Below are 18,533 nucleotides of genomic sequence, written 5' to 3' on the forward strand. Positions count from 1 at the left end.
GGGTCGAGCCGGCGGGGATCGCCACGGGGAAGTTCCACGGCGGCGTGACGAGCGTCAGCGCGGCCGGAGTGAACGACGCGCCGTCGACGGTGTCGAGCGATGCGGCCAGTTCGCCGTAGAAGTGCGCGAAGTCGATGGCCTCGGAGACCTCGGGGTCGGCCTGGTCGATCGTCTTGCCGGTCTCCGACGCCATGACCTCGATGAGGGCGGCGCGGTTCGCCTCGAGGGCGTCGCCGACGGCGTGCAGGACGGCGCCGCGGGCGGCACCCGACCACGAACCCCAGGTCGTGCCCGCGGCGCGGACGCGCTGCAGGGCGGACTCGAGGGTCGTGGCGGAGGTGATCCGGGCCTCCCGGACGGCGGCGACGCCGAGCGTCGAGGTGGCGATCCGTTCGGTGATGGCGGCACCCCATGCGCGGACGGCACCGACGGACGGGTCGCTGTCCGGCGTGTTCTCGAAGTGGCCGGGGACGGGACGGTCGACGGCCGCGTACCGGTCGGCGACACGGTGCGGCGCCGGGGCGTCCAGTCCCCCGGGCAGCGCGAGCGGGGCGAGGGAGTCGCGGAACCGGGCTTCCTCGCGGGCGAACAGCGTCGGGGACGAGGCGAGGGAGAACACCGCGGACATGAAGTTGTCCTGCGACGCGCCCTCCTCGAGCCGGCGGATGAGGTAGGCGATGGCGACGTCGAACTCGCCCGGGTGCACGACCGGCGTGTAGAGGAGCAGCGAGCCGACGGTCTTCTTCACCGCGGCGGCCTGGCCCTGCGCCATGCCGAGGAGCATCTCGAACTCGATGCCGTTCCGCACACCGCGCTCACCGGCGAGGAGCCACGCGTGTGCCACGTCGAACAGGTTGTGCCCCGCGACGCCGACCCGCACGTTGGCGATGCGCTCGGGCGTGAGCGCCCAGTCGAGCACGCGCTTGTAGTTGGTGTCCGAGTCCTGCTTGGTGTGCCAGGTCGCGAGCGGCCAGCCGTGCACCGAGGCCTCGACCTGCTCCATCGGCAGGTTCGCGCCCTTCACCAGACGCACCTTGATGTCGGCGCCTCCGCGGGCACGGCGGGCGGCGGACCACTCCTGCAGGTGCTGCATCGCAGCGAGCGCGTCGGGCAGGTACGCCTGCAGCACGATCCCCGCCTCGAGGTCGGTGAACTGCGGCTCGTCGAGGAGCTTCGTGAAGACCGCGATCGTCAGGTCGAGGTCCTTGTACTCCTCCATGTCGAGGTTGATGAACTTCTTCGGCGTCGACGCTGCCGCGCGCTCGAACAGCGGCCGGAGCTGCCCGACGATGTCGTCGACGGCGTGGTCGAAGGCCCACGGGGAGTGCGGGTGCACGGTCGAGGACACCTTGATCGACACGTAGTCGACGTCAGCGCGGCTCAGCAGCGCGTGGGTGCCCGCGAGCCGGCGCGCGGCCTCGCGCTCACCGAGCACGGCTTCGCCGAGCAGGTTCACGTTGAGGCGGATGCCGTCCTGCTTGATCTTCGCGATCGCCGGACCGAGCTTCGCGTCGGTGGCGTCGACGATGAGGTGGCCGACCATGTTCCGGAGGACACGTCGGGCGATCGGGACGACGACGCCCGGGAGGCCCGGTGCCATCCCGCCACCGAGGCGCACCAGACCGCGGAGCGCGGCCGGCAGGAACCCGGGCGCGTCCGGCGCGATCGCGCGGAGCTTCCGGGCGGCGACGCCGAGGTCCTCGGGGCGGACGACGCCGTCGACGAACCCGACGGCGAAGGCGAGCCCCTTCGGGTCGGCGAGGACGCCGGCGAGCTGCTTCGCGGAGCCGTCGACCGGGTACGTCTCGGCCTCGGCGAGCCACTGCCGGACGAGGGCGACGGACGCGCCGGCGAGGGCGTCGGGAGCGGTCGGTGCGGCGGCGTCGGTGCGCGGCTGGACGTCGGTCATGGGGACAGTGTGACGGCCGGGCTTCCGGTAGCGGAAGCAACTCTTCGTGATGCGTACCGTTCAGCTCAGCTACGCTTTCCGGCATGCTCGACGTCCGTCGCCTGGTGCTCCTGCGCGAGCTGTCGATCCGCGGCACCGTGGCCGCCGTCGCCGAGGCGATGAACTTCACGCCGTCGGCGGTGTCGCAGCAGCTCGCGGTGCTCGAGCGGGAGGCCGGGGTGCAGCTCCTCCGCCGGGCTGGCCGTCGCCTCCAGCTGACGCCGCAGGCCGAGGTGCTGGTGGCCGCTGCGGGTGAGGTGCTCGACACCCTCGAGCGGGCACAGGCGACGGTGGAGTCGACACTGACGACCGTGCAGGGGCGCATCCGTGTCGCCGTGTTCCAGTCGGCGGCGCTGGCCCTCATGCCGTCCGCGCTCCGGACCATGGCGGTCGAGCACCCGGACGTCCGGGTGGAGATGGTGCAGCGCGAACCGGAGACCGCGCTCAACGAGACGTGGGCCCGGGACTTCGACATGGTGGTCGCCGAGCAGTACCCGGCGCACGCCGCGCCGCGCTTCCCCGGCCTGGACCGGCGCGACCTGACGACCGACCCGGTGCGTCTCGCGCTGCCACCGGAGGCCACCGCGCTGTGGCCGGTGACCTCCCTGGCCGAGGCGGCGACGCTGCCCTGGGTGATGGAGCCGCGGGGCGCCGCATCCCGGCACTTCGCCGAGCAGACCTGTCGTCGCGCCGGGTTCGAGCCCGACGTCCGGTACGAGACCGCGGACCTGCAGGCGCAGATCCGGCTCATCGAGTCGGGCAACGCTGTGGCGCTCATGCCGGACCTCGTCTGGGCCGGCCGGTCGACGAGCTGCCGACTCCTGGACCTGCCCGAACCGGGTCGCCGGACGATCTTCACGGCGCAGCGGATCGCGAGCGCGGAGTCCCCCGCGGTGTCGGCGTTCCGCGCGGCGCTCGAACTGGCAGCGGACGCCCGACGGGTCTGAGGGCAGTGTGACGAGCGTCCTGAGTCGTGATGCACCTGTGACCTGACGCAGTGTCAGGCCTCGGGATCCGCGGACATCTCCGAGTGAGGGCGCCCGACCGGGGCCCGACCGGCATCCGAGGGGGATCCCATGAAGCAGTCCTGCACATCCACGTTCCGGCGCAGCGCCGCGGTCGGCGCCGCGCTGGCCGTCGTCACCGCGTCGTCCGCGTTCGGCATCGGCGCCACGGCCGCGACGGCCGCGACGGGCGCCGAGGGCGCGCCGTCGACCACGACCGTCACGACCGGTACGACCGGTACGACCGGTACGACCGAGACCGGACCGGGAGGCACGTCCGCCGGTCCGACGACGACGCCCGTCGACCACGCTGTGGCTGTACCGACCGTCGCGCCGGCAGCCCCGGCGGAAGCCACACCCGGTGCCGCTCCCACGGCTCCCGCTGCTCCCGCGGCTCCCACGGACGGGACCGACGCCGCGCAACCGGCGGCCCCCGCAGTCACGCCGGCTCCGGCTCCCGAGGCCGCGCCGGCCGCGCCCGCGGCTGCAGCTCCCGAGGACGGCAGCGACCTCGCCTTCACCGAGCCGTCCACCGAGGACGAGCCGCTCGCCCTCACCGCCACGGCCGGGACGCCGTTCTCCCACACCTTCCGCACCACGGGCGGCAACGGCACGGTCGGCTACGCCATCCGGAAGGCACCGTCCGCCGACTGGACGGTCAACGTCGAGACCGGCGTGCTGAGCGCCACGCCGACCGTCGTCGGGACGTACGAGTTCCAGGTGGTCGCGCTCAGCGGTTCGACCCAGATCACCGAGTACGTCGAGGTGACGGTCTCCCCGGGAGCCCCGGTGGGCGTGACCTACGCGGTCTCCACCGCCGACCACTCCGGCATGTGGCAGGTCGAGACGGACGGCACGATCTGGGAGCACGCGATCGGTCAGGGCCGGGTCCGGATCGTGGACAGCATCCCCGTGGCGGACGGTGCGACGCTCCAGCTCGCCGGACTCGCCGTGGACACCTGGGGCAACCGCACCACGCTCGGTGACGACTACCCGCGCTCGACGGCGACCAGCTCCGCGGCGTCCGACCGGGTGGTCTGGGACGACCGTTGGTCGGTGAACACCGTGACGTTCTCCGGCCCGGGGGCGCGCACCGTGACCGTGGCCGAGGGCGGCGTCGCCACCTCGTTCACGGCCGTGGTGCCCTCTGCGTCGTTCGGCTTCACCGAGCAGTCGTCAGCGAAGGCACCGATCGCGCTCGCCGCCACCGCGGGCGAGCGGTTCTCCCACACCTTCAGCGTGACCGACGCCCCCGTTCCCGAGGCCGTGCGCTACGAGCTGCGCGGTGTCCGAGACGGGGGGTCCGACCACACGTCCGCTCCGGACGGCCTCGACGTCACGATCGACCCGGAGTCGGGTGTCCTCAGCGGCACCGCGACCGCGGCGCGGTCCTTCCCGTTCCAGGTCGTCGCCGTGAGCGGCGGCCAGGAGTCGGTCGCGCACGTCGAGCTGACGGTGGCGCCGGGAGCGGTGGCACGGATCGCTTCCTCGGTGACGTTCGAGGACGACCTGGTGGTCGGAGGCCGTCAGGACCGCTGGACCGTCGACGGGGACGTGATCACCTACCACCCGATCGAGGGCGAACCGCGTCGTGTCGAGGCGATCCCCGCCCGCCAGGGCGAGAGCGCGATGATGAGGCACGAGCCGTTCGACGCCTACGGGAACCTGGCCTGGACGGACACCGAGTTCCGCTTCGCGAGCGACGTGGCGAGTGACCGGATCGACTACGACGCGGAGAGCGTCAGCACGTGGGTGACCTTCGTGCACGCCTCCCCGCACACCGTCACGGTCACGTACGGCGACGTCACCAGCGACATCCGCTTCGAGGTGGCCCCCGCTGCCGCATCGACCGCCGGGCTCACGACCCCGACCGCTCCGTCCGGCAGCCTCGCGTACACGGGTACGGACCAGTCCGGTCCGCTCACGTGGGCGCTCGGGCTGCTCACCGCCGGCGCCGGTCTGCTCGTGCACCGGCTGCGTCGACGTCGCGCCTGACGCTGGCTCCGCGGGAGGGGCGTGGCCGGTCGGTCACGCCCCTCCCGTCATCGGGCGTCGTCCCGTCCCCAGATCGGGTCACGAATCGGGAACGACGCCCCGCCGAACCCGCGCGTACCAGTACGCTCCGATCACCCCGTGACATTCACGGCGGATTCTCACGATCCGGCGCCCGACCGGACCTGAACCTGGGGGAACCCGTGCACCGCAGCACTGCCTTCGTCCGACGCGCCTGCGCCGTCGGCACCGCCACCGCGCTCGTCGGCCTGACGACCGGACTCGGCGTCATGACCGCCACCACCGCGTACGCCGCGGACGAGACGGGCGTCAGCGCGCCGACCGTCGTCGTCGGCGACACGACGAGCCCGGCCGCTCCGAGCCTCCCGACCGACGCGGTTGCCGGAACCGGGACCGGGACCGGGACCGGGACCGGGACCGGGACCGGGACGATCGTCCCGACCGCGGGCGCCACCGGCTCCCCGGACACGCTCCCGTCGAACCCGGCGACGGACGCACCGAGCGCTCCCGCCGGCCCTGCGCCCGCTCCGGACGCGTCGTCCGATGCCCCCGTGACGACCGCCGCAGCTCCCAGGGTCACGATCAGCGGTGACGCGAAGCTCGGCTCGAAGCTCACGGCCGAGTCCGACGGTGGCCTCCGGTACGCCTGGAGCATCGACGACACGGTCGTCGAGACCCGGAACGTCTTCACCCCGACCGACACCGCGCTCATCGGCAAGGTCGTGGTGCTGACGGTCACCGACGCGATCACCGGCGCGAGCAACCGGGTCGAGAGTGCGCCGATCCTGCCGAACCCGACGTTCGCCGCCGCGACGACCGACGAGGAGCCCCTCGCCCTGTCGACGACCTCCGGTCAGGCGTTCTCGCACGACTTCACCGTCGCCGGCGTCCAGCCCGACGATGTCTCCTACACAGTGACCTGGTACGACCCCGATGCCGTCGACCCGGACGAGCCGGTGTACACGCCCGCTTCCCAGCTCCCCGACGGCATCGCGCTCGACCAGGCGACCGGTGTGCTCTCCGGAACCACCGAGTACGCCGACTTCTTCGACTTCGCGGTCACCGCCACGAGCCGAGGCGTCTCCGCGACCCAGTACGTCGAGCTGACCGTCGATGCTGCTGCGCCGCTCGGCGTCCAGGTCTACGCGATCGACAAGGCCGACTTCAAGGACTTCGTCGGCAACGGCGACGACCTGCCGCAGGGATCGCTCACGAGCTGGATCGTCGACCCGGAAGGTGCCGTGTCGACGTTGGTCGAGACGTTCGAGGAGACCGAGGAGGGTGTCGCGTTCGTCCCGGTCATCACTCCCGGCGGTAACCCGACGGCACAGCAGGGCGGCACCCTCCTGGTCAACGGTGGCGTCGTCGACCGCTTCGGCAACGAGATCCAGGACGAGGACGGCGACTCCGCTGCCGTCACGGTGCGGTCCGACGTGGCCAGTGACGTGGTCGCCGTGGCCGCCGACCTCGGTGACTACTTCGACGGGATCATCGGCGTCACCTTCCCGCATGCCTCGACCCACCGTCTGACGGTCGCCGCTGGTGACTTCACGACTGCGTTCGACGTCGAGGTCGTGCCGACAGCGGCCGTCATCCCGCCCGCGGCCGTGCCGCCGGTCGCACAGCCGATCGGCAGCGTGCCGGTGGACACCGCTCCTCGCGCGCACCGCCTCGCCTACACGGGCACCGACACCACCGGGGCGCTCCCGTGGGCGCTCGGCATGCTCGCCGCCGGTGCTGCACTGGTCGGGGCACGCGTCCTGCGTCGCCGCACAGCGCTGACGTCGGACGAGCGCTGACCCCAGCGCGATCGGTACGGCCTCGTCGGTCCCAGCAGGGACCGGCGGGGCCGTACCGCTGTCCGGGGACGGCGACACCGGGGGCCGTCAGACCCGGCGGACCTCGTCCGCTCGCCCGAGGAGCTCCGTGTGGAACGCAGTCTGGCTCAGGGCGCTCGCGAGCAGGAACCCCGACATGGACGCGATGCCGCCGCTGAACGGCACGCGGGACGCGACCTCGAACAGCGTCGGCCGGCGCAGGGCGTCGAGGGCCTCCGCCACGTGCCGGTCGCGCTCCTCCCGGTGGGCGACGAGTTCCCGGGCCCGGGACACCACGTCGCGGAACCGGTACTCGTGGCCCGGGCAGACCTCGAGGTCGTCGAACCCGTCGAGCTTCGCGAGCGACTCGAGCGCGTCGCGCAGCGGGTTCGTCGCGGTCCGCCCGCCGAGGCCCACCCCGGGGTTGATCCGCGGGAGGACGTGGTCGCCGGTGAACAGGAGGCCGTCCGCCTCGTCCACGAAGCAGACGTGCCCGCCCGTGTGGCCCGGCGTCCAGAGCGTCCGGATCGTGCGACCCGGGACCGGCAGGAGATCGCCGTCGGCGAGCAGCAGGTCGGCGAACGGGCGCTGCGCGGCCCCGAGACCGATCCGACGGCCGGTCCCCCATGCGGCCAGCACGCCGTCGAGCCGGTCGGCCGGCACGCCCCACGTCCGGACGTCCCGGTCGTTCTGTTCGGCGTCGGCCCGTTCGTGCTCGAGCGCGTGCACCTCGGCGACGTGCATGGCGACGGGAGCGCCGGACCGGCGTCGCACCTCGGACGCCGCGCCGAGGTGGTCGGCGTGCAGGTGAGTGACCGCGACGAGGGTGACGTCCTCGACCCGGCGGCCGACGACGCGCAACCCGTCGGTGAGGGCATCGAGCGAGCCACCGTCGGACCACCCCGGGTCGATGACCGCGAGGGCGCCGTCACTCCCCTCGACCACGTAGGCGAGCGTCGCGTCGGGGACACCACCGCGGAAGGGGACGGCGATGGTCCAGATGCCGGGCCGGACCTCCTCGACGGGCGGGAGGGCGCCGGCGGCGAGTGCCTCGGCCTGCGCGGGGCTGACGGGTGGCGGGATCGGCACGCGACCACCTTAGCCAGCGGGTGCCGACGGACCAGGGTGGGGCGGGCCTCCAGGCCGGTCCCGCGACCGGCGGGTAGACAGGCGGCATGGAGACCATCGCGCCCATGCTCGCCAAGGCCGTCGCCACCGTGCCCGACCCCGACAGCGTCGCGGGTGGCCTGCGGTACGAGCCGAAGTGGGACGGCTTCCGCGGCATCGTGACGATCGACGGCGACGACGTCGAGATCGGCAGCCGCGGCGCCAAGCCGCTGACCCGGTACTTCCCGGAGCTCGTCGAGGCGTTCCGCGCCCGGTTCGGCGGCCGGGAGCACCCCGTCGTCCTCGACGGTGAGGTGGTCGTCCGCTCGGGGGTACCGGGGAACGAACGGCTCGACTGGGAGGCCCTGTCGCAGCGGATCCACCCCGCGGCCTCGCGGATCGCGAAGCTCTCGGTCGAGACGCCGGCGCAGTTCGTCGCCTTCGACCTGCTGCACCTCGACGGCGAGGACCTGACCGGCCGGCCGTTCGACGAGCGGCGGGCGGCGCTCGAGGAGCTCGGAGCCGACCTCACCGCGCCCCTCTTCGTCACCCGCACGACACTCGACGTCGACCTCGCCCGGGAATGGCTCACGACCTTCGAGGGCGCAGGGCTCGACGGCGTCGTCGCCAAGCCGCGCACGAAGCCGTACGAGCCGAACAAGCGCACGATGCTGAAGGTGAAGCACCACCGCGAAGCGGACGTCGTGGCCGTCGGGTACCGGGTCCACAAGAGCGGGACCGGCGTCGGGTCGCTGCTGCTCGGCCTGTACGACGAGGACGGCGAGTTGCACATGGTGGGTGGGGTCTCCGCCTTCACCGACAAGCGGCGCCGCGAACTCGTCGACGAGCTGGAGCCGCTCGTGGAACGGGACACGGACGGGAGGCCCGTCACCGGTGACGGGGAGCGGTCGCGGTTCTCGTCCGGTCGTGACACGTCGTTCGTGCGGCTCGCGCCGGAACGCGTCCTGGAGGTCCGGTACGACCAGATGGAAGGCGACCGGTTCCGGCACACGGTGCAGTTCGCGCGGTGGCGTCCGGACCGGGAGGCACGCTCATGCGGGTTCGACCAGCTGGAGGTCCCGACGGCGTACGACCTGAGCGCGGTCCTGTCCTGACGTCCGCGGTCCCGTCCCGATGTCCGCGGTCCTGTCCCGATGTCCGATGTGCGCTCCGGAGGTATCAGTAGTTAGCCGAACTAGTGAAACTGTGGAAGCATCTGAGGCACCAGGGGAACGGTGGTCCGACACCGTCTCGACACCACGGATCGGAGTGGACATGAGCAACGAGATCCTCATTCGCCGGGCGCAGCGCAGCCCCTTCAGCGAGGTCCGCGAAGCACGTCACCTGCGTGCACTCCAGACCAGCGCGATCGTCAGCGGCATCGCCGGTGTGACCGCCGCCGCGCTCGCCTTCGTCACGATCGGCCTCGGCGCATGATCGTCCTCGACGGCGTCACGCAGGGCAACCGCCGCACGTGGTCCCGCCTCACCCGCCTGCACACCGCCACGGTCGGCCTGCCGCTGCAGACCTCGCGGGTCGAGGACGACGGACTCCGGAACGAGGACACCTCCTCGCTCGTCTGATCCCGGGCCGGGCCCGTCACCAGGGCCGGGCCGTCAACCCTTCTTCGCCCGGGACGGCTGGACGCGGGGCGGCTCGCCCGGCATCTTCGGGAAGTCAGGCGGGAACGGCAGTTCACCCTCGCCCCGTTCCAGGTCCCGTTCCCACCACGCGAGGAGCGGGTCGATGCTCCGCGGCGCAGCGGACATCGTCTCCCACGGGTCGCCGGTCGCGGCGAGGCGACCGGGCACGGTCCGGATCGTGAACGTGGTCGGGTCCGCGCCGTCGAGCTCCTCCCACGCCAGCGGGGTCGAGACCGCCGCGTGCGGGAGGGCGCGGGGGCTGTAGGCACCGGCCATCGTCCGGTCACGGTTCGCCTGGTTGAAGTCGACGAAGACGCGCTGCCCACGCTCCTCCTTCCACCACGCGGTCGTCACCTGCTCGGGCATCCGTCGCTCGAGTTCGCGGGCCGCGGCGATCACGGCGTGCCGGACGTCGAGGAACTCGTACACCGGCTCGATCGGCGCGAACACGTGCAGGCCGCGGTTGCCGCTCGTCTTCACCCACGCCTCGAGTCCGACCTCGGCGAGCACCTTCCGCAACGCGTGCGCGGCGGGGACCGCGTCGTGGAAGTCGGTACCGGGCTGCGGGTCGAGGTCGATGCGGAGCTGGTCCGGGTGGTCGCTGTCCTCGGCCCGGGACGCCCACGGGTGGAAGACGACGGTGTTCATCTGCGCCGCCCAGACCGCGACGGCCGGCTCGTCGACCACGAGCTGGGGGTGGCTCCGGGCACTCGGGTAGGTCACAGTCACCGCACGGACGTAGTCGGGCGCACCCTTCGGCGGGTTCTTCGAGAAGAACTGCTCACCGTCGACGCCGTCGGGGAACCGCTGCAGCGAGATCGGTCGATCGCCGTTCGCCCGGACGAAGGGCTCCCCGACGTCGACCAGGTACTGCGCGAGGTCGAGTTTCGTGATGCCGAGGTCCGGCCAGAGCACGCGTGCCGGACTCGAGATCCGCACCTCCCGGTCGCCCTCGGGTCCGGGTACGGTCAGCGTCGTCGCCGGTGTCGCCATGCTGCGGAACCTACTCCCCCGCACCCGCGGAGCGCGTGTCCCCGGTGTGCGGGCAGGATGACACCGTGAACGCGTACCTCGGGGTCGACCTGGCGTGGGGACTCGGCACCGAGCACCGGGCACCGAACGAGACCGGCCTCGCCGCCCTCGACGACGCGGGACGGGTCGTGGACGCCGGATGGGCCCGCGGGGTCGACGCGGTCACGACGTGGATCGCCGACCGGCTCGGTCCGCGCACGCTCGTCGCCGTGGACGCCTCACTCGTCGTGACGAACCCGACCGGCATGCGCCAGGTCGAGCGGCAGGTCGGGCAGCGCTACGGCCGCTGGAAGGTCGCCGCGAACCCGACGAACCTGGCCTCCGCCGCGAGTGCCGGAGCACGTCTGCTCGACCGCCTGACCGCGCTCGGCGCCACCTACGTCGGCGACACCGCGGGCATGCGGGACCGCAGCGGCCCCGCGGTGTTCGAGTGCTACCCGTACACGACCCTCGTCGGCGTCGAGGAGTTCGGCTACGACGACGAACGACCGCGGTACAAGCGGCTCGACCCGTCGGTCCCGCCCGCGGTCGCCCGGCAGCGCCGTGCCGAGGCGTTCGACGAGCTGGTCCGCCGTCTCCGCACGACCCCGCTCGACCCGCCGCTCGACCTCGACGGCGACCCGCGCACCCGGGCACTCGCGGAGCCGTCGGTCCTGCACGGCCCGACGCACAAGCACCGCGAGGACCTGCTCGACGGCGTCCTCTGCGCCTGGACGGCGGCGTTCTGGGAGCGGCACGGCGACCGACGGGTGCAGGTGCTCGGCGGCGATGACCGCTCCCCGTCCGACCCGCGCGATGCGGCCGGTCGGTTGCCGGCCCTCGTCGCACCGGCGCGGGAGGCCCAACGGCCTGCTCGCTAGGCTGGCCCGGTGAGCACGACGACCGAACCGCTGCGCATCGGGCTGGTCTCGCTGCACACCTCCCCCGGCGACGAACCCGGTTCCGGTGAGGTCGGCGGCATGAACGTCGTCGTCCGGCACCAGGCCGAGGCCCTCGCCGACCGCGGCCACCAGGTCGACATCGTCACGCGGCGCTCGTCGCCGACCCAGCCGGACTCGGTCGCGCTCGTCCCCGGCGTGTGTCTGCGCTTCCTGTCCGCGGGTCCGGCACAACCCGTGCCGAAGGGTGAGCACGACGCCTTCATCGAACCGTTCCGGCACGGGCTCGCCGCGCTCGGGCCGTTCGACGTGCTCCACTCGCACCACTGGTTCTCCGGCGCCGCCGCGCTGCCCGTCGCGCGGGACCGCGGCATCCCGCACGTCCAGTCGTTCCACTCGATCGCGGCCGACGCCGAGACGCCGCTGTCCGAGGGCGAACGCCCCGAGTCCGCCGGCCGGATGGCGGGTGAGCAGCGGCTCGCCCGCGAGTCCGACGCCGTCGTCGTCGTGAGCGAGGCCGAGGCCGAGACCGTCCGCACCCGGCTCGGCGGTGACCCGTCGCGCGTCTGGATCGTCCTGCCGGGCGTCGACGGGTCGGTGTTCCGCCCTGCCGGCAGCGGTGCCCGCCGCGCCGTCGCCCCGTACGTGGTGGCCGCCGCGCGCGTGCAACCGCTCAAGGGCCTGGACCTGGCGATCGAGGCCGTCGCCGGGATCGACCGGGAGGCCCGCCCCACCCTCGTCATCGCCGGGGACGCCTCGAGCGAGGCGGGCGACCACGTGGCCGAACTGCGTCGGCTCGCCGAGTCGCGGGGCATCGCCGACCGGGTCACCTTCATCGGGCCGCAGTCCCGCGCCGACCTCGCCTTCCTGTTCCGCGGCGCGGCGGCCGTGCTCGTCCCGTCGCACTCGGAGACGTACGGACTCGTCGCGCTCGAAGGCTCGGCGTCCGGGGTGCCGGTCGTGGCGGCCGCTGCCGGGGGCCTGCGCGAAGCCGTGGTCGACGGTGAGACCGGGGTCGTGCTCGAGTCCCGCGACCCGATGGTGTGGGCGGCGGAGATCCAGCGCGTCCTGACGGAGCCGGACTACGCGGCCGCACTGTCCGCCGCGGGACGCGAGCACGCCGAGCGCTTGAGCTGGGACCGTTCCGCGGCCGGTCTCGAGCGCGTGTACCTGCGGGTACTCGGGCGCTGAGGGCACCGTGACGGCCGTTCCCGCATCGATCGACCTGAGCGCGTTCTGGGCGGCGCTCGACGCCGTGCCGGCAGCGGCGGACGCCGAGCGGTTGTTCGACACCGGCACCGACGACATCGTCGGCGGCGGTGCCGGGGCGCTGCGTCGGGCGAACCTCGACCGGTACCTCCGGCGGTTCGGCCCGGCGGCCGAGACGATCCTGGTGGCCGAGGCACCCGGGTGGCGCGGGATGACGAACACCGGCGTGCCCTTCACGAGCATGCGCGAGCTGCAGGACCCAGACGGGCTCTTCGCCGACGTCCCCCTGACGGTCCCGGGGACCCCGACCGCTCCGTGGGAGGCGTCCTCCCGCGTGGTGCACGCCGCCCTCCGCGGATGGCACGGCCCACTGCCGGTGCTCTGGGCGGTGTTCCCGCACCACCCGTTCGTCGCGCCGGACCGGCTGACCAACCGCACGCCGCGCCCCTCCGAGGTGCGGGACGGCGCTCCGGTCGCGCTGGCCCTCGCCGAGGCCGTCGGGGCCCGCCGCTTCGTGGCGGTCGGCCGGAAGGCGCAGGGAGCGTTGGCGGCCGCGGGCATCGACGCGATCGCGGTGCGGCACCCCGCCCAGGGCGGCGCGGCACAGTTCACCGCGCAGCTCGCCGAGCTCCGCTGAGGAACGACGCCGGATCGTGCTGCGGACTACGCCGAGCGGACCTCGACGCCCTTGGCCGTGAGTGCCTCGGACACGTGTGCCGGCAGCGGGGCGGCGGCGTACACGATCCGGAGCGCCGGCAGGTCGACCAGGTCGTCCCAGTTCTGCGGGTCGTAACGGTCGTCGGAGCCGTCCCACCCCGGGTGCACGTCCTGCAGGACCTCGAGGTCGGAGTCGACCGTCAGCTCGGTCACGAGGTCGAGGTGCGACGGGAGTAGGTCGAGGTCGTCGTAGTACTCACGCGCCCGGTCGTCCTGTCCCGTGACCTCGTCGTCGTCGACCGTGTCCTCGTCGTCGTCGCCGTCGTAGGGCTCGAGGACGTCCAGGTCGTAGCACAGCACGTCGAGCACGAGCAGCTTCGCGTTGAAGTCCGCGAACTCGATCGGTTCCTCGGTGGTCGTCGACTCCTCGTCCATGCAGGGAGCGTACCGAGGGGCGGCTCCACGTGCCCGGCACGGCGGATTTGCCTGTGGGACTGGACAGGAAGCCGTCAGCAGGAACATGGTGGGGCATGGCGACCACCACGAAGACCGAGCACGACGCGGGGCATCAGACCGAGCTCCGCCGTGTCATCGGTCCGAAACTCCTCCTGCTGTTCATCGTCGGCGACATCCTCGGCACCGGCGTGTACGCGCTCACCGGGCAGGTGGCCGCAGAGGTCGGCGGGGCCGCGTGGCTCCCGTTCCTCATCGCCTTCTCGGTGGCGTTGCTCACGGTGTTCTCGTACCTGGAACTCGTGACGAAGTACCCGCAGACCGCCGGGGCCGCGCTGTACGTGCACAAGGCGTTCGGCATCCACTTCGTCACGTTCATCGTCACCTTCATCGTGATGTGCTCGGGGATCACGTCGGCGTCGACGGCGTCCCGCGCGTTCGCGGCGAACCTCGGCGTCGGGTTCGGGCTCGAGCTGCCGAACGTCGTGGTGATGCTCATCGCGATGGGCTTCATGCTCGCCGTCATGGCGGTGAACTTCCGCGGTGTCAGCGAGTCCGTGAAGACGAACGTCGTGCTCACGCTCGTCGAGCTCTCGGGCCTCGTGCTCGTCATCCTCGTCGGCTTCTGGGCCATCGCCGGCGGCAACGCGGACTTCTCACGCGTGGTGATGTTCGAGACGCCGGAGGACAAGAGCCTGCTGCTCAGCGTCTCGACGGCGACCTCGCTGGCGTTCTTCGCGATGGTCGGGTTCGAGGACTCGGTGAACATGGCCGAGGAGACGAAGGACCCGTCGCGGATCTTCCCCCGCGTGATGCTGACCGGTCTCGGCATCACGGCCGTCATCTACGTCCTCGTGTCGATCTGCGCCGTGGCCGTCGTGCCGATCGGCGAGCTGGCCGGCAACGAGACGCCGCTGGTGACCGTCGTGCAGACCGCGGCCCCGGACTTCCCGATCGGGTCGATCCTGCCGTTCATCTCGATGTTCGCGGTCGCGAACACCGCGCTCATCAACATGATGATGGCGTCCCGGCTGCTGTACGGCATGAGCAAGCAGGGCGTGCTGCCGCGGTTCCTCGGTCGGGTCTCCCCCACCCGCCGGACCCCGTCGACCGCGATCGTCTTCACCACGCTCATCTCCCTGCTGCTCATCGGCTGGGTGTCGCTCGACCCGGAGTCGCCGATCGTCGTGATCCTGGGCGGGACGACCTCGCTGCTGTTGCTCGCGGTGTTCGCGGTCGTGAACACCTCGGTGCTCGTGCTGCGTCGGGACAGGGTCGGGCACAAGCACTTCAAGGCGGGCGTCGTCCTCCCGGTGATCGGCGTCGTGGCCTGCCTGTGGCTCGTGCTGCCGTTCTCGTCCGGACGCGCCGCGGAGCAGTACCAGATCGCCGGCGCCCTGCTCGCGCTCGGTGTCGTGCTCTGGCTCGTGACCTGGTTCACGCACGGGCGGAAGGTCGCGGACAAGGCGCCGACCGGGCTCGTCACCGAGCCGACCGCGGTGCAGCGCGACCCCCGCGACGACCACCGCTGACCGGCAGCGCTGGTCAGCTGCGTCGCCGGGCTCCTGCCGGACCGCCGCTGCGCGTGCGGCGTCAGCCCCGGCGGGCGGGGAGGCCGAGCGGCCCCGGGGTCCGGTCGATCGCCCGGACGGCGAGCGACCGGACCCAGTCGAGCCGTTTGCCCGGCCACCCGTGCACGATGCCGGTCCACTGCTCCGGCAGCGCCGAAGCCCCGGCGAGGGCGCCGGCCAGACCGCCGGTGATCGCGGCGACGGTGTCGGTGTCCCCGCCGCCGCGGACGGCACGTTCGAGCGTGTCGACCAGGCCGTCCCCCGAGGTGATCGCAGCCACCGCCGCCTGCAGCGAGGCCACGACCCATCCGTTGCGCTCGGTGTGGTCCTCTGGCGTCGAGCCCTCGGCCGCGGCGATGCGGTCGAGCCACAGGGTCCGCCGTTCCCGCGGCAGCAGCGGAACCCCGCGGCGGACATCGAGTCGACCACGACGGACCGCGTGCCGGATCGCCACCGTCCAGAGCACGCAGGCGTCGCCGGCGTCCTCCTCGTGGTGCGTGAGGTCGCTCACACGGCGGGCCGCGACGGCGAGGGGCCGCTTCGCCCCGTCGCCGAGGAACCCGAGGACGAGCGGCGTCGTCCGCATGAGCGACCCGTTGCCCGCGGACTGTCCGCGTTGCTCGTGCACGGCGCGGGCTGCGGCCTTCGCGGCCTCCTCGGTGTTCGCGGTCATCCGGCCCAGGACGGCGCGGGTCTGCGCACCGACGTCGGGAGCGTCCTGCGCCCAGTCCGACCAGGCTGCGAGGAGGCGCCCGTGGGTGCGGGGCTCGTTCCAGCGCGCACCGTTGGCGACCGCCTCGAGCACCGGGATCGCCATGCTCGTGTCGTCGGTCCACTCCCCCGGCTCCCAGCCGAAGGGTCCACCGCCGCGCATCCCGACGGGGTGGTCGGCGGCCAGCGCGGGGCCGAACTCGTAGGGGGCTCCGAGCGCGTCCCCGCACGCACTCGCCAGCACGGCGCCGAGCGCCCGGTCCTGCATCGCTGTGTCCATCGTTCCCTCCGCCGACCACGGTAGTGCCGCGAACCGGGGGCATGTCGGCACTCCCCACGTCCAGCAGGAACGCTTAGCCTCGTGTGTGGTGCAGCGGCTCGTCCGCCGCTCCCGACCCCGACCACCAGACGGAGGACCCGCCCCATGCGCCGTGCCGGCATCGCGCTCGCGTCGGTCTTCGGCGTCGGTGTGGTCGCGGCCGTCATCGGGGTGATCGTCCTGGTCGTCGTCGCGGTGAACTCGTTGACCGGGATGGCATCGTCCTCGGCGACGCCCCGCGCGCTCACCTGCCCGGCCGCGCCGGCGAAGACCGTCGGCGGCGTCGTCGTGCCGGCCGGCCCGATCGGTGGCTTCTGCCAGGACCGGCTCGTGAACGCCGCCGAGGTCATCCGCGCCGCTCGTGCCCTCGGCATCGGGCCGCACACGCAGGCCGTCGGTGTGATGACCGCGATCGGCGAGTCGGGGCTCGTCAACATCGACCACGGCGACGCGGTCGGGCCGGACAGCCGGGGACTGTTCCAGCAGCGGGACAACGGCGCCTGGGGCACGTACGAGCAGCGGATGGACCCGTACACGGCCGCGTCGATGTTCTACGCGAAGCTCGTCAAGGTGCCCGGGTGGAAGACCATGACGCCGACGCAGATGGCCCACGCCGTGCAGGTGAACGCCGACCCCGACCACTACGCCAAGTACTGGCCGACGGCGAAGCGCGTGGTCGAGGGGCTGACCGGCGAGACCGTGCCGGACGTCGCGCCCCAGGGCTAGTCACGTGGCCGGCTCGACGGGCTCGTCGTCGTCGAGCTCGATCATCGACGCCCCCTCCTCGTGCACCACGACCTGCCCGCGGAGCCGGACGCCGTGCTCGTCGAGGGCGCACGCCATCGCGTCGACCCACGCCCAGTCGACGGGGAACAGTCCGGTCGCGCCCGGTCGTTCCCACGCGAGCACGACCTGCGCGGCGCCGACCTGGGCGGCCACGTCCTCGACGAGCGCCGCGACGTCCGTCACCTGGTCGTCGGGTTCGTAGGGCAGGTCCGCGATCGGCATCACCAGGTGCACGGGCACCCCTCGTTCACCGAGGAACAACACCCAGCACTGTCGCCGGACGGGGGCGTCGAGGAGGGCGACGACGAGGTCGACCACGTCGGCGTCGGTTCGGACTGCGGTTCGCTCGAGTCGGTCGAGCACGTCGGTGTCTGGCATGCCCTCAGCGTCGCCGTCCGCCCCCTGACCGGACCCGGCTCGACCCTGATCTGTGGACGACCACGACCGCCGGCCGCCCTGTGCAGGAGAGCGCTCAGATGCCGATCGTCACCGAGCCGTCCACGAGGAGCCGCGCCACGAGGAACACCACGACGACCAGCCCGAGGCCGAGCAGCGCGACCGGCCACGCCGTCCGGCGTCTGACGAGCCGGAGCACGCAGACGACGGCCGCCGCCAGGAACACCAGCGCGACGAGCACCGGCCCGAGCGTGACGACCGCTGCGCCGAGCCCCTCGTCACAGCGGTTGCCCGGGGCGTCACACGACCCGAACCCGAGCGCCAGCAGCATGATCCCCCATCCGGCGGTCACCGCGGCGAGCGCCCCGACCACCAGCAGGACGACCGACGTGACCACGTCCGCGACGCGACGACCGCGGTGTCTGCCGGTCCGGGCCTCCCGGTCGGCAGCGCCGTCCCGGTCCACCGACGTCATCGGCGGCGGCGATCGCGGGCCGACCGCAGGGCGGCCGCGAGCACGAGGACGGGGCGCAGGAGCACGCGGGCGGAGGAACGCATGCCCCCCATGGTGCCCCGTGATCGCGACGGCCGTTGCCGCTACGGTCGGGGCATGGCCCGAGCCCGCGACCACGAACCCCCTGCCGCTCCCGCCACCGCAGCCGTGCTGCTCTGCGGGTTCGCGTTCCTGCAGGGTCTGATCCTGCCGGCGGAGGGCGTCGGCCGGCACCTCGCGATCGGCTTCCTGTTCGGTGGGCTCGGCCTGCTGTCGGCATGGCGGGCGATCCGGATCGGTCGGCGCCGACGCGCGGTCCGACGCTGGGCCTGGACCGCGGCCCTCCTCGGCATGCTCGGCGTGGGCATGCTGGCCTACCAGGGGCTCGTCATCCTGACCGGCGGCGCACTGCCCCCGCCGTTCTGGTGGCCGTACGCGCAGCGCTGACGGGAGGCACGACCGCCCGTGCCGATCCGCCGCGGCGGGTGCAGGATGG

At 72.8% G+C, this 18,533-nt stretch carries 19 protein-coding genes; 12 read left to right on the plus strand and 7 right to left on the minus strand.

The window, feature by feature from the left end; genetic code table 11:
* A partial coding sequence (locus tag DEI91_RS14525) for a proline dehydrogenase family protein (protein ID WP_146244312.1) occupies window positions 1–1,909 on the minus strand: 1,909 nt, incomplete at its 3' end.
* Window positions 1,910–1,992: 83 nt separating this feature from the next.
* Between DEI91_RS14525 and DEI91_RS14530 the strand changes: the two genes are divergently transcribed.
* From DEI91_RS14530 to DEI91_RS14540, 3 genes are all read left to right on the plus strand, one after another.
* Window positions 1,993–2,895, plus strand: a complete 903-nt coding sequence (locus tag DEI91_RS14530) for a LysR family transcriptional regulator (protein WP_111052976.1) — start codon at window positions 1,993–1,995, stop codon at window positions 2,893–2,895.
* Window positions 2,896–3,024: 129 nt separating this feature from the next.
* Window positions 3,025–4,947 carry a hypothetical protein gene (locus DEI91_RS14535; protein WP_111052977.1) on the plus strand — a complete coding sequence of 641 codons (1,923 nt, stop codon included), beginning with the start codon at window positions 3,025–3,027 and terminating at the stop codon, window positions 4,945–4,947.
* A 200-nt stretch (window positions 4,948–5,147) separates the two neighbouring features.
* Entirely contained in the window at window positions 5,148–6,764 is a 1,617-nt protein-coding gene (locus tag DEI91_RS14540) for a hypothetical protein (protein WP_111052978.1), read from the plus strand.
* An 87-nt stretch (window positions 6,765–6,851) separates the two neighbouring features.
* On the opposite strand, the gene DEI91_RS14545 is transcribed toward DEI91_RS14540, so the two are convergent.
* Entirely contained in the window at window positions 6,852–7,871 is a 1,020-nt protein-coding gene (locus tag DEI91_RS14545) for an MBL fold metallo-hydrolase (protein WP_111052979.1), read from the minus strand.
* Between the two features lie 86 nt (window positions 7,872–7,957).
* On the opposite strand from DEI91_RS14545, the gene DEI91_RS14550 reads away from it, so the two are divergent.
* The 3 genes from DEI91_RS14550 to DEI91_RS16355 all read left to right on the plus strand — a co-directional run bounded on the left by DEI91_RS14550 (window position 7,958) and on the right by DEI91_RS16355 (window position 9,472).
* Window positions 7,958–9,004, plus strand: a complete 1,047-nt coding sequence (locus DEI91_RS14550) for an ATP-dependent DNA ligase (protein ID WP_111052980.1) — start codon at window positions 7,958–7,960, stop codon at window positions 9,002–9,004.
* A gap of 160 nt (window positions 9,005–9,164) precedes the next feature.
* Window positions 9,165–9,326 (plus strand): hypothetical protein, encoded by a 162-nt coding sequence (locus DEI91_RS16350; RefSeq protein WP_181439628.1) that lies wholly within the window; start codon window positions 9,165–9,167, stop codon window positions 9,324–9,326.
* The gene (locus tag DEI91_RS16355) at window positions 9,323–9,472 is read left to right on the plus strand and encodes a hypothetical protein (protein ID WP_181439629.1); all 150 of its coding nucleotides are present in this window, start codon (window positions 9,323–9,325) and stop codon (window positions 9,470–9,472) included. The genes DEI91_RS16350 and DEI91_RS16355 overlap by 4 nt, the downstream gene beginning before the upstream one ends.
* 33 nt (window positions 9,473–9,505) lie before the next feature.
* Here DEI91_RS16355 and ligD read toward each other — a convergent pair whose 3' ends face one another.
* Complete coding sequence (ligD, locus tag DEI91_RS14555) at window positions 9,506–10,525, minus strand: non-homologous end-joining DNA ligase (RefSeq protein WP_181439630.1); 1,020 nt, start codon at window positions 10,523–10,525, stop codon at window positions 9,506–9,508.
* A gap of 65 nt (window positions 10,526–10,590) precedes the next feature.
* On the opposite strand from ligD, the gene DEI91_RS14560 reads away from it, so the two are divergent.
* The 3 genes from DEI91_RS14560 to DEI91_RS14570 are packed head-to-tail and all read left to right on the plus strand — an operon-like array spanning window position 10,591 to window position 13,288.
* A complete protein-coding gene (locus tag DEI91_RS14560; protein ID WP_181439631.1) occupies window positions 10,591–11,424 on the plus strand; it encodes a DUF429 domain-containing protein in 834 nt (277 codons plus the stop codon).
* A 9-nt stretch (window positions 11,425–11,433) separates the two neighbouring features.
* Window positions 11,434–12,633, plus strand: a complete 1,200-nt coding sequence (locus DEI91_RS14565) for a glycosyltransferase (protein WP_111052983.1) — start codon at window positions 11,434–11,436, stop codon at window positions 12,631–12,633.
* A gap of 7 nt (window positions 12,634–12,640) precedes the next feature.
* Complete coding sequence (locus DEI91_RS14570; RefSeq protein WP_258374450.1) at window positions 12,641–13,288, plus strand: uracil-DNA glycosylase; 648 nt, start codon at window positions 12,641–12,643, stop codon at window positions 13,286–13,288.
* A gap of 26 nt (window positions 13,289–13,314) precedes the next feature.
* Here the strand turns inward: DEI91_RS14570 and DEI91_RS14575 are convergent, their stop codons facing one another.
* Entirely contained in the window at window positions 13,315–13,743 is a 429-nt protein-coding gene (locus DEI91_RS14575) for a DUF6892 domain-containing protein (RefSeq protein ID WP_111052984.1), read from the minus strand.
* Between the two features lie 95 nt (window positions 13,744–13,838).
* On the opposite strand from DEI91_RS14575, the gene DEI91_RS14580 reads away from it, so the two are divergent.
* On the plus strand, window positions 13,839–15,293 hold the full coding sequence (locus DEI91_RS14580) for an APC family permease (RefSeq protein WP_111052985.1): 1,455 nt from the start codon (window positions 13,839–13,841) through the stop codon (window positions 15,291–15,293).
* A 61-nt stretch (window positions 15,294–15,354) separates the two neighbouring features.
* Here the strand turns inward: DEI91_RS14580 and DEI91_RS14585 are convergent, their stop codons facing one another.
* On the minus strand, window positions 15,355–16,323 hold the full coding sequence (locus DEI91_RS14585; protein ID WP_111052986.1) for an ADP-ribosylglycohydrolase family protein: 969 nt from the start codon (window positions 16,321–16,323) through the stop codon (window positions 15,355–15,357).
* 144 nt (window positions 16,324–16,467) lie between these two features.
* Between DEI91_RS14585 and DEI91_RS14590 the strand changes: the two genes are divergently transcribed.
* Complete coding sequence (locus tag DEI91_RS14590) at window positions 16,468–17,088, plus strand: hypothetical protein (protein WP_111052987.1); 621 nt, start codon at window positions 16,468–16,470, stop codon at window positions 17,086–17,088.
* Here the strand turns inward: DEI91_RS14590 and DEI91_RS14595 are convergent, their stop codons facing one another.
* Both DEI91_RS14595 and DEI91_RS16940 read right to left on the minus strand, forming a co-directional pair.
* The gene (locus tag DEI91_RS14595) at window positions 17,089–17,526 is read right to left on the minus strand and encodes a hypothetical protein (protein WP_111052988.1); all 438 of its coding nucleotides are present in this window, start codon (window positions 17,524–17,526) and stop codon (window positions 17,089–17,091) included.
* 94 nt (window positions 17,527–17,620) lie between these two features.
* Window positions 17,621–17,941 carry a hypothetical protein gene (locus DEI91_RS16940; RefSeq protein ID WP_146244313.1) on the minus strand — a complete coding sequence of 107 codons (321 nt, stop codon included), beginning with the start codon at window positions 17,939–17,941 and terminating at the stop codon, window positions 17,621–17,623.
* A 213-nt stretch (window positions 17,942–18,154) separates the two neighbouring features.
* Here DEI91_RS16940 and DEI91_RS14605 point away from each other — a divergent pair, with 213 nt between their 5' ends.
* A complete protein-coding gene (locus DEI91_RS14605) occupies window positions 18,155–18,484 on the plus strand; it encodes a hypothetical protein (RefSeq protein ID WP_111052990.1) in 330 nt (109 codons plus the stop codon).
* The last annotated feature ends 49 nt before the right edge of the window (window positions 18,485–18,533 follow it).

Origin of the sequence: Curtobacterium sp. MCBD17_032, from assembly GCF_003234855.1 — a bacterium.
In the GTDB taxonomy this organism is placed as follows: Bacteria; Actinomycetota; Actinomycetes; order Actinomycetales; family Microbacteriaceae; genus Curtobacterium.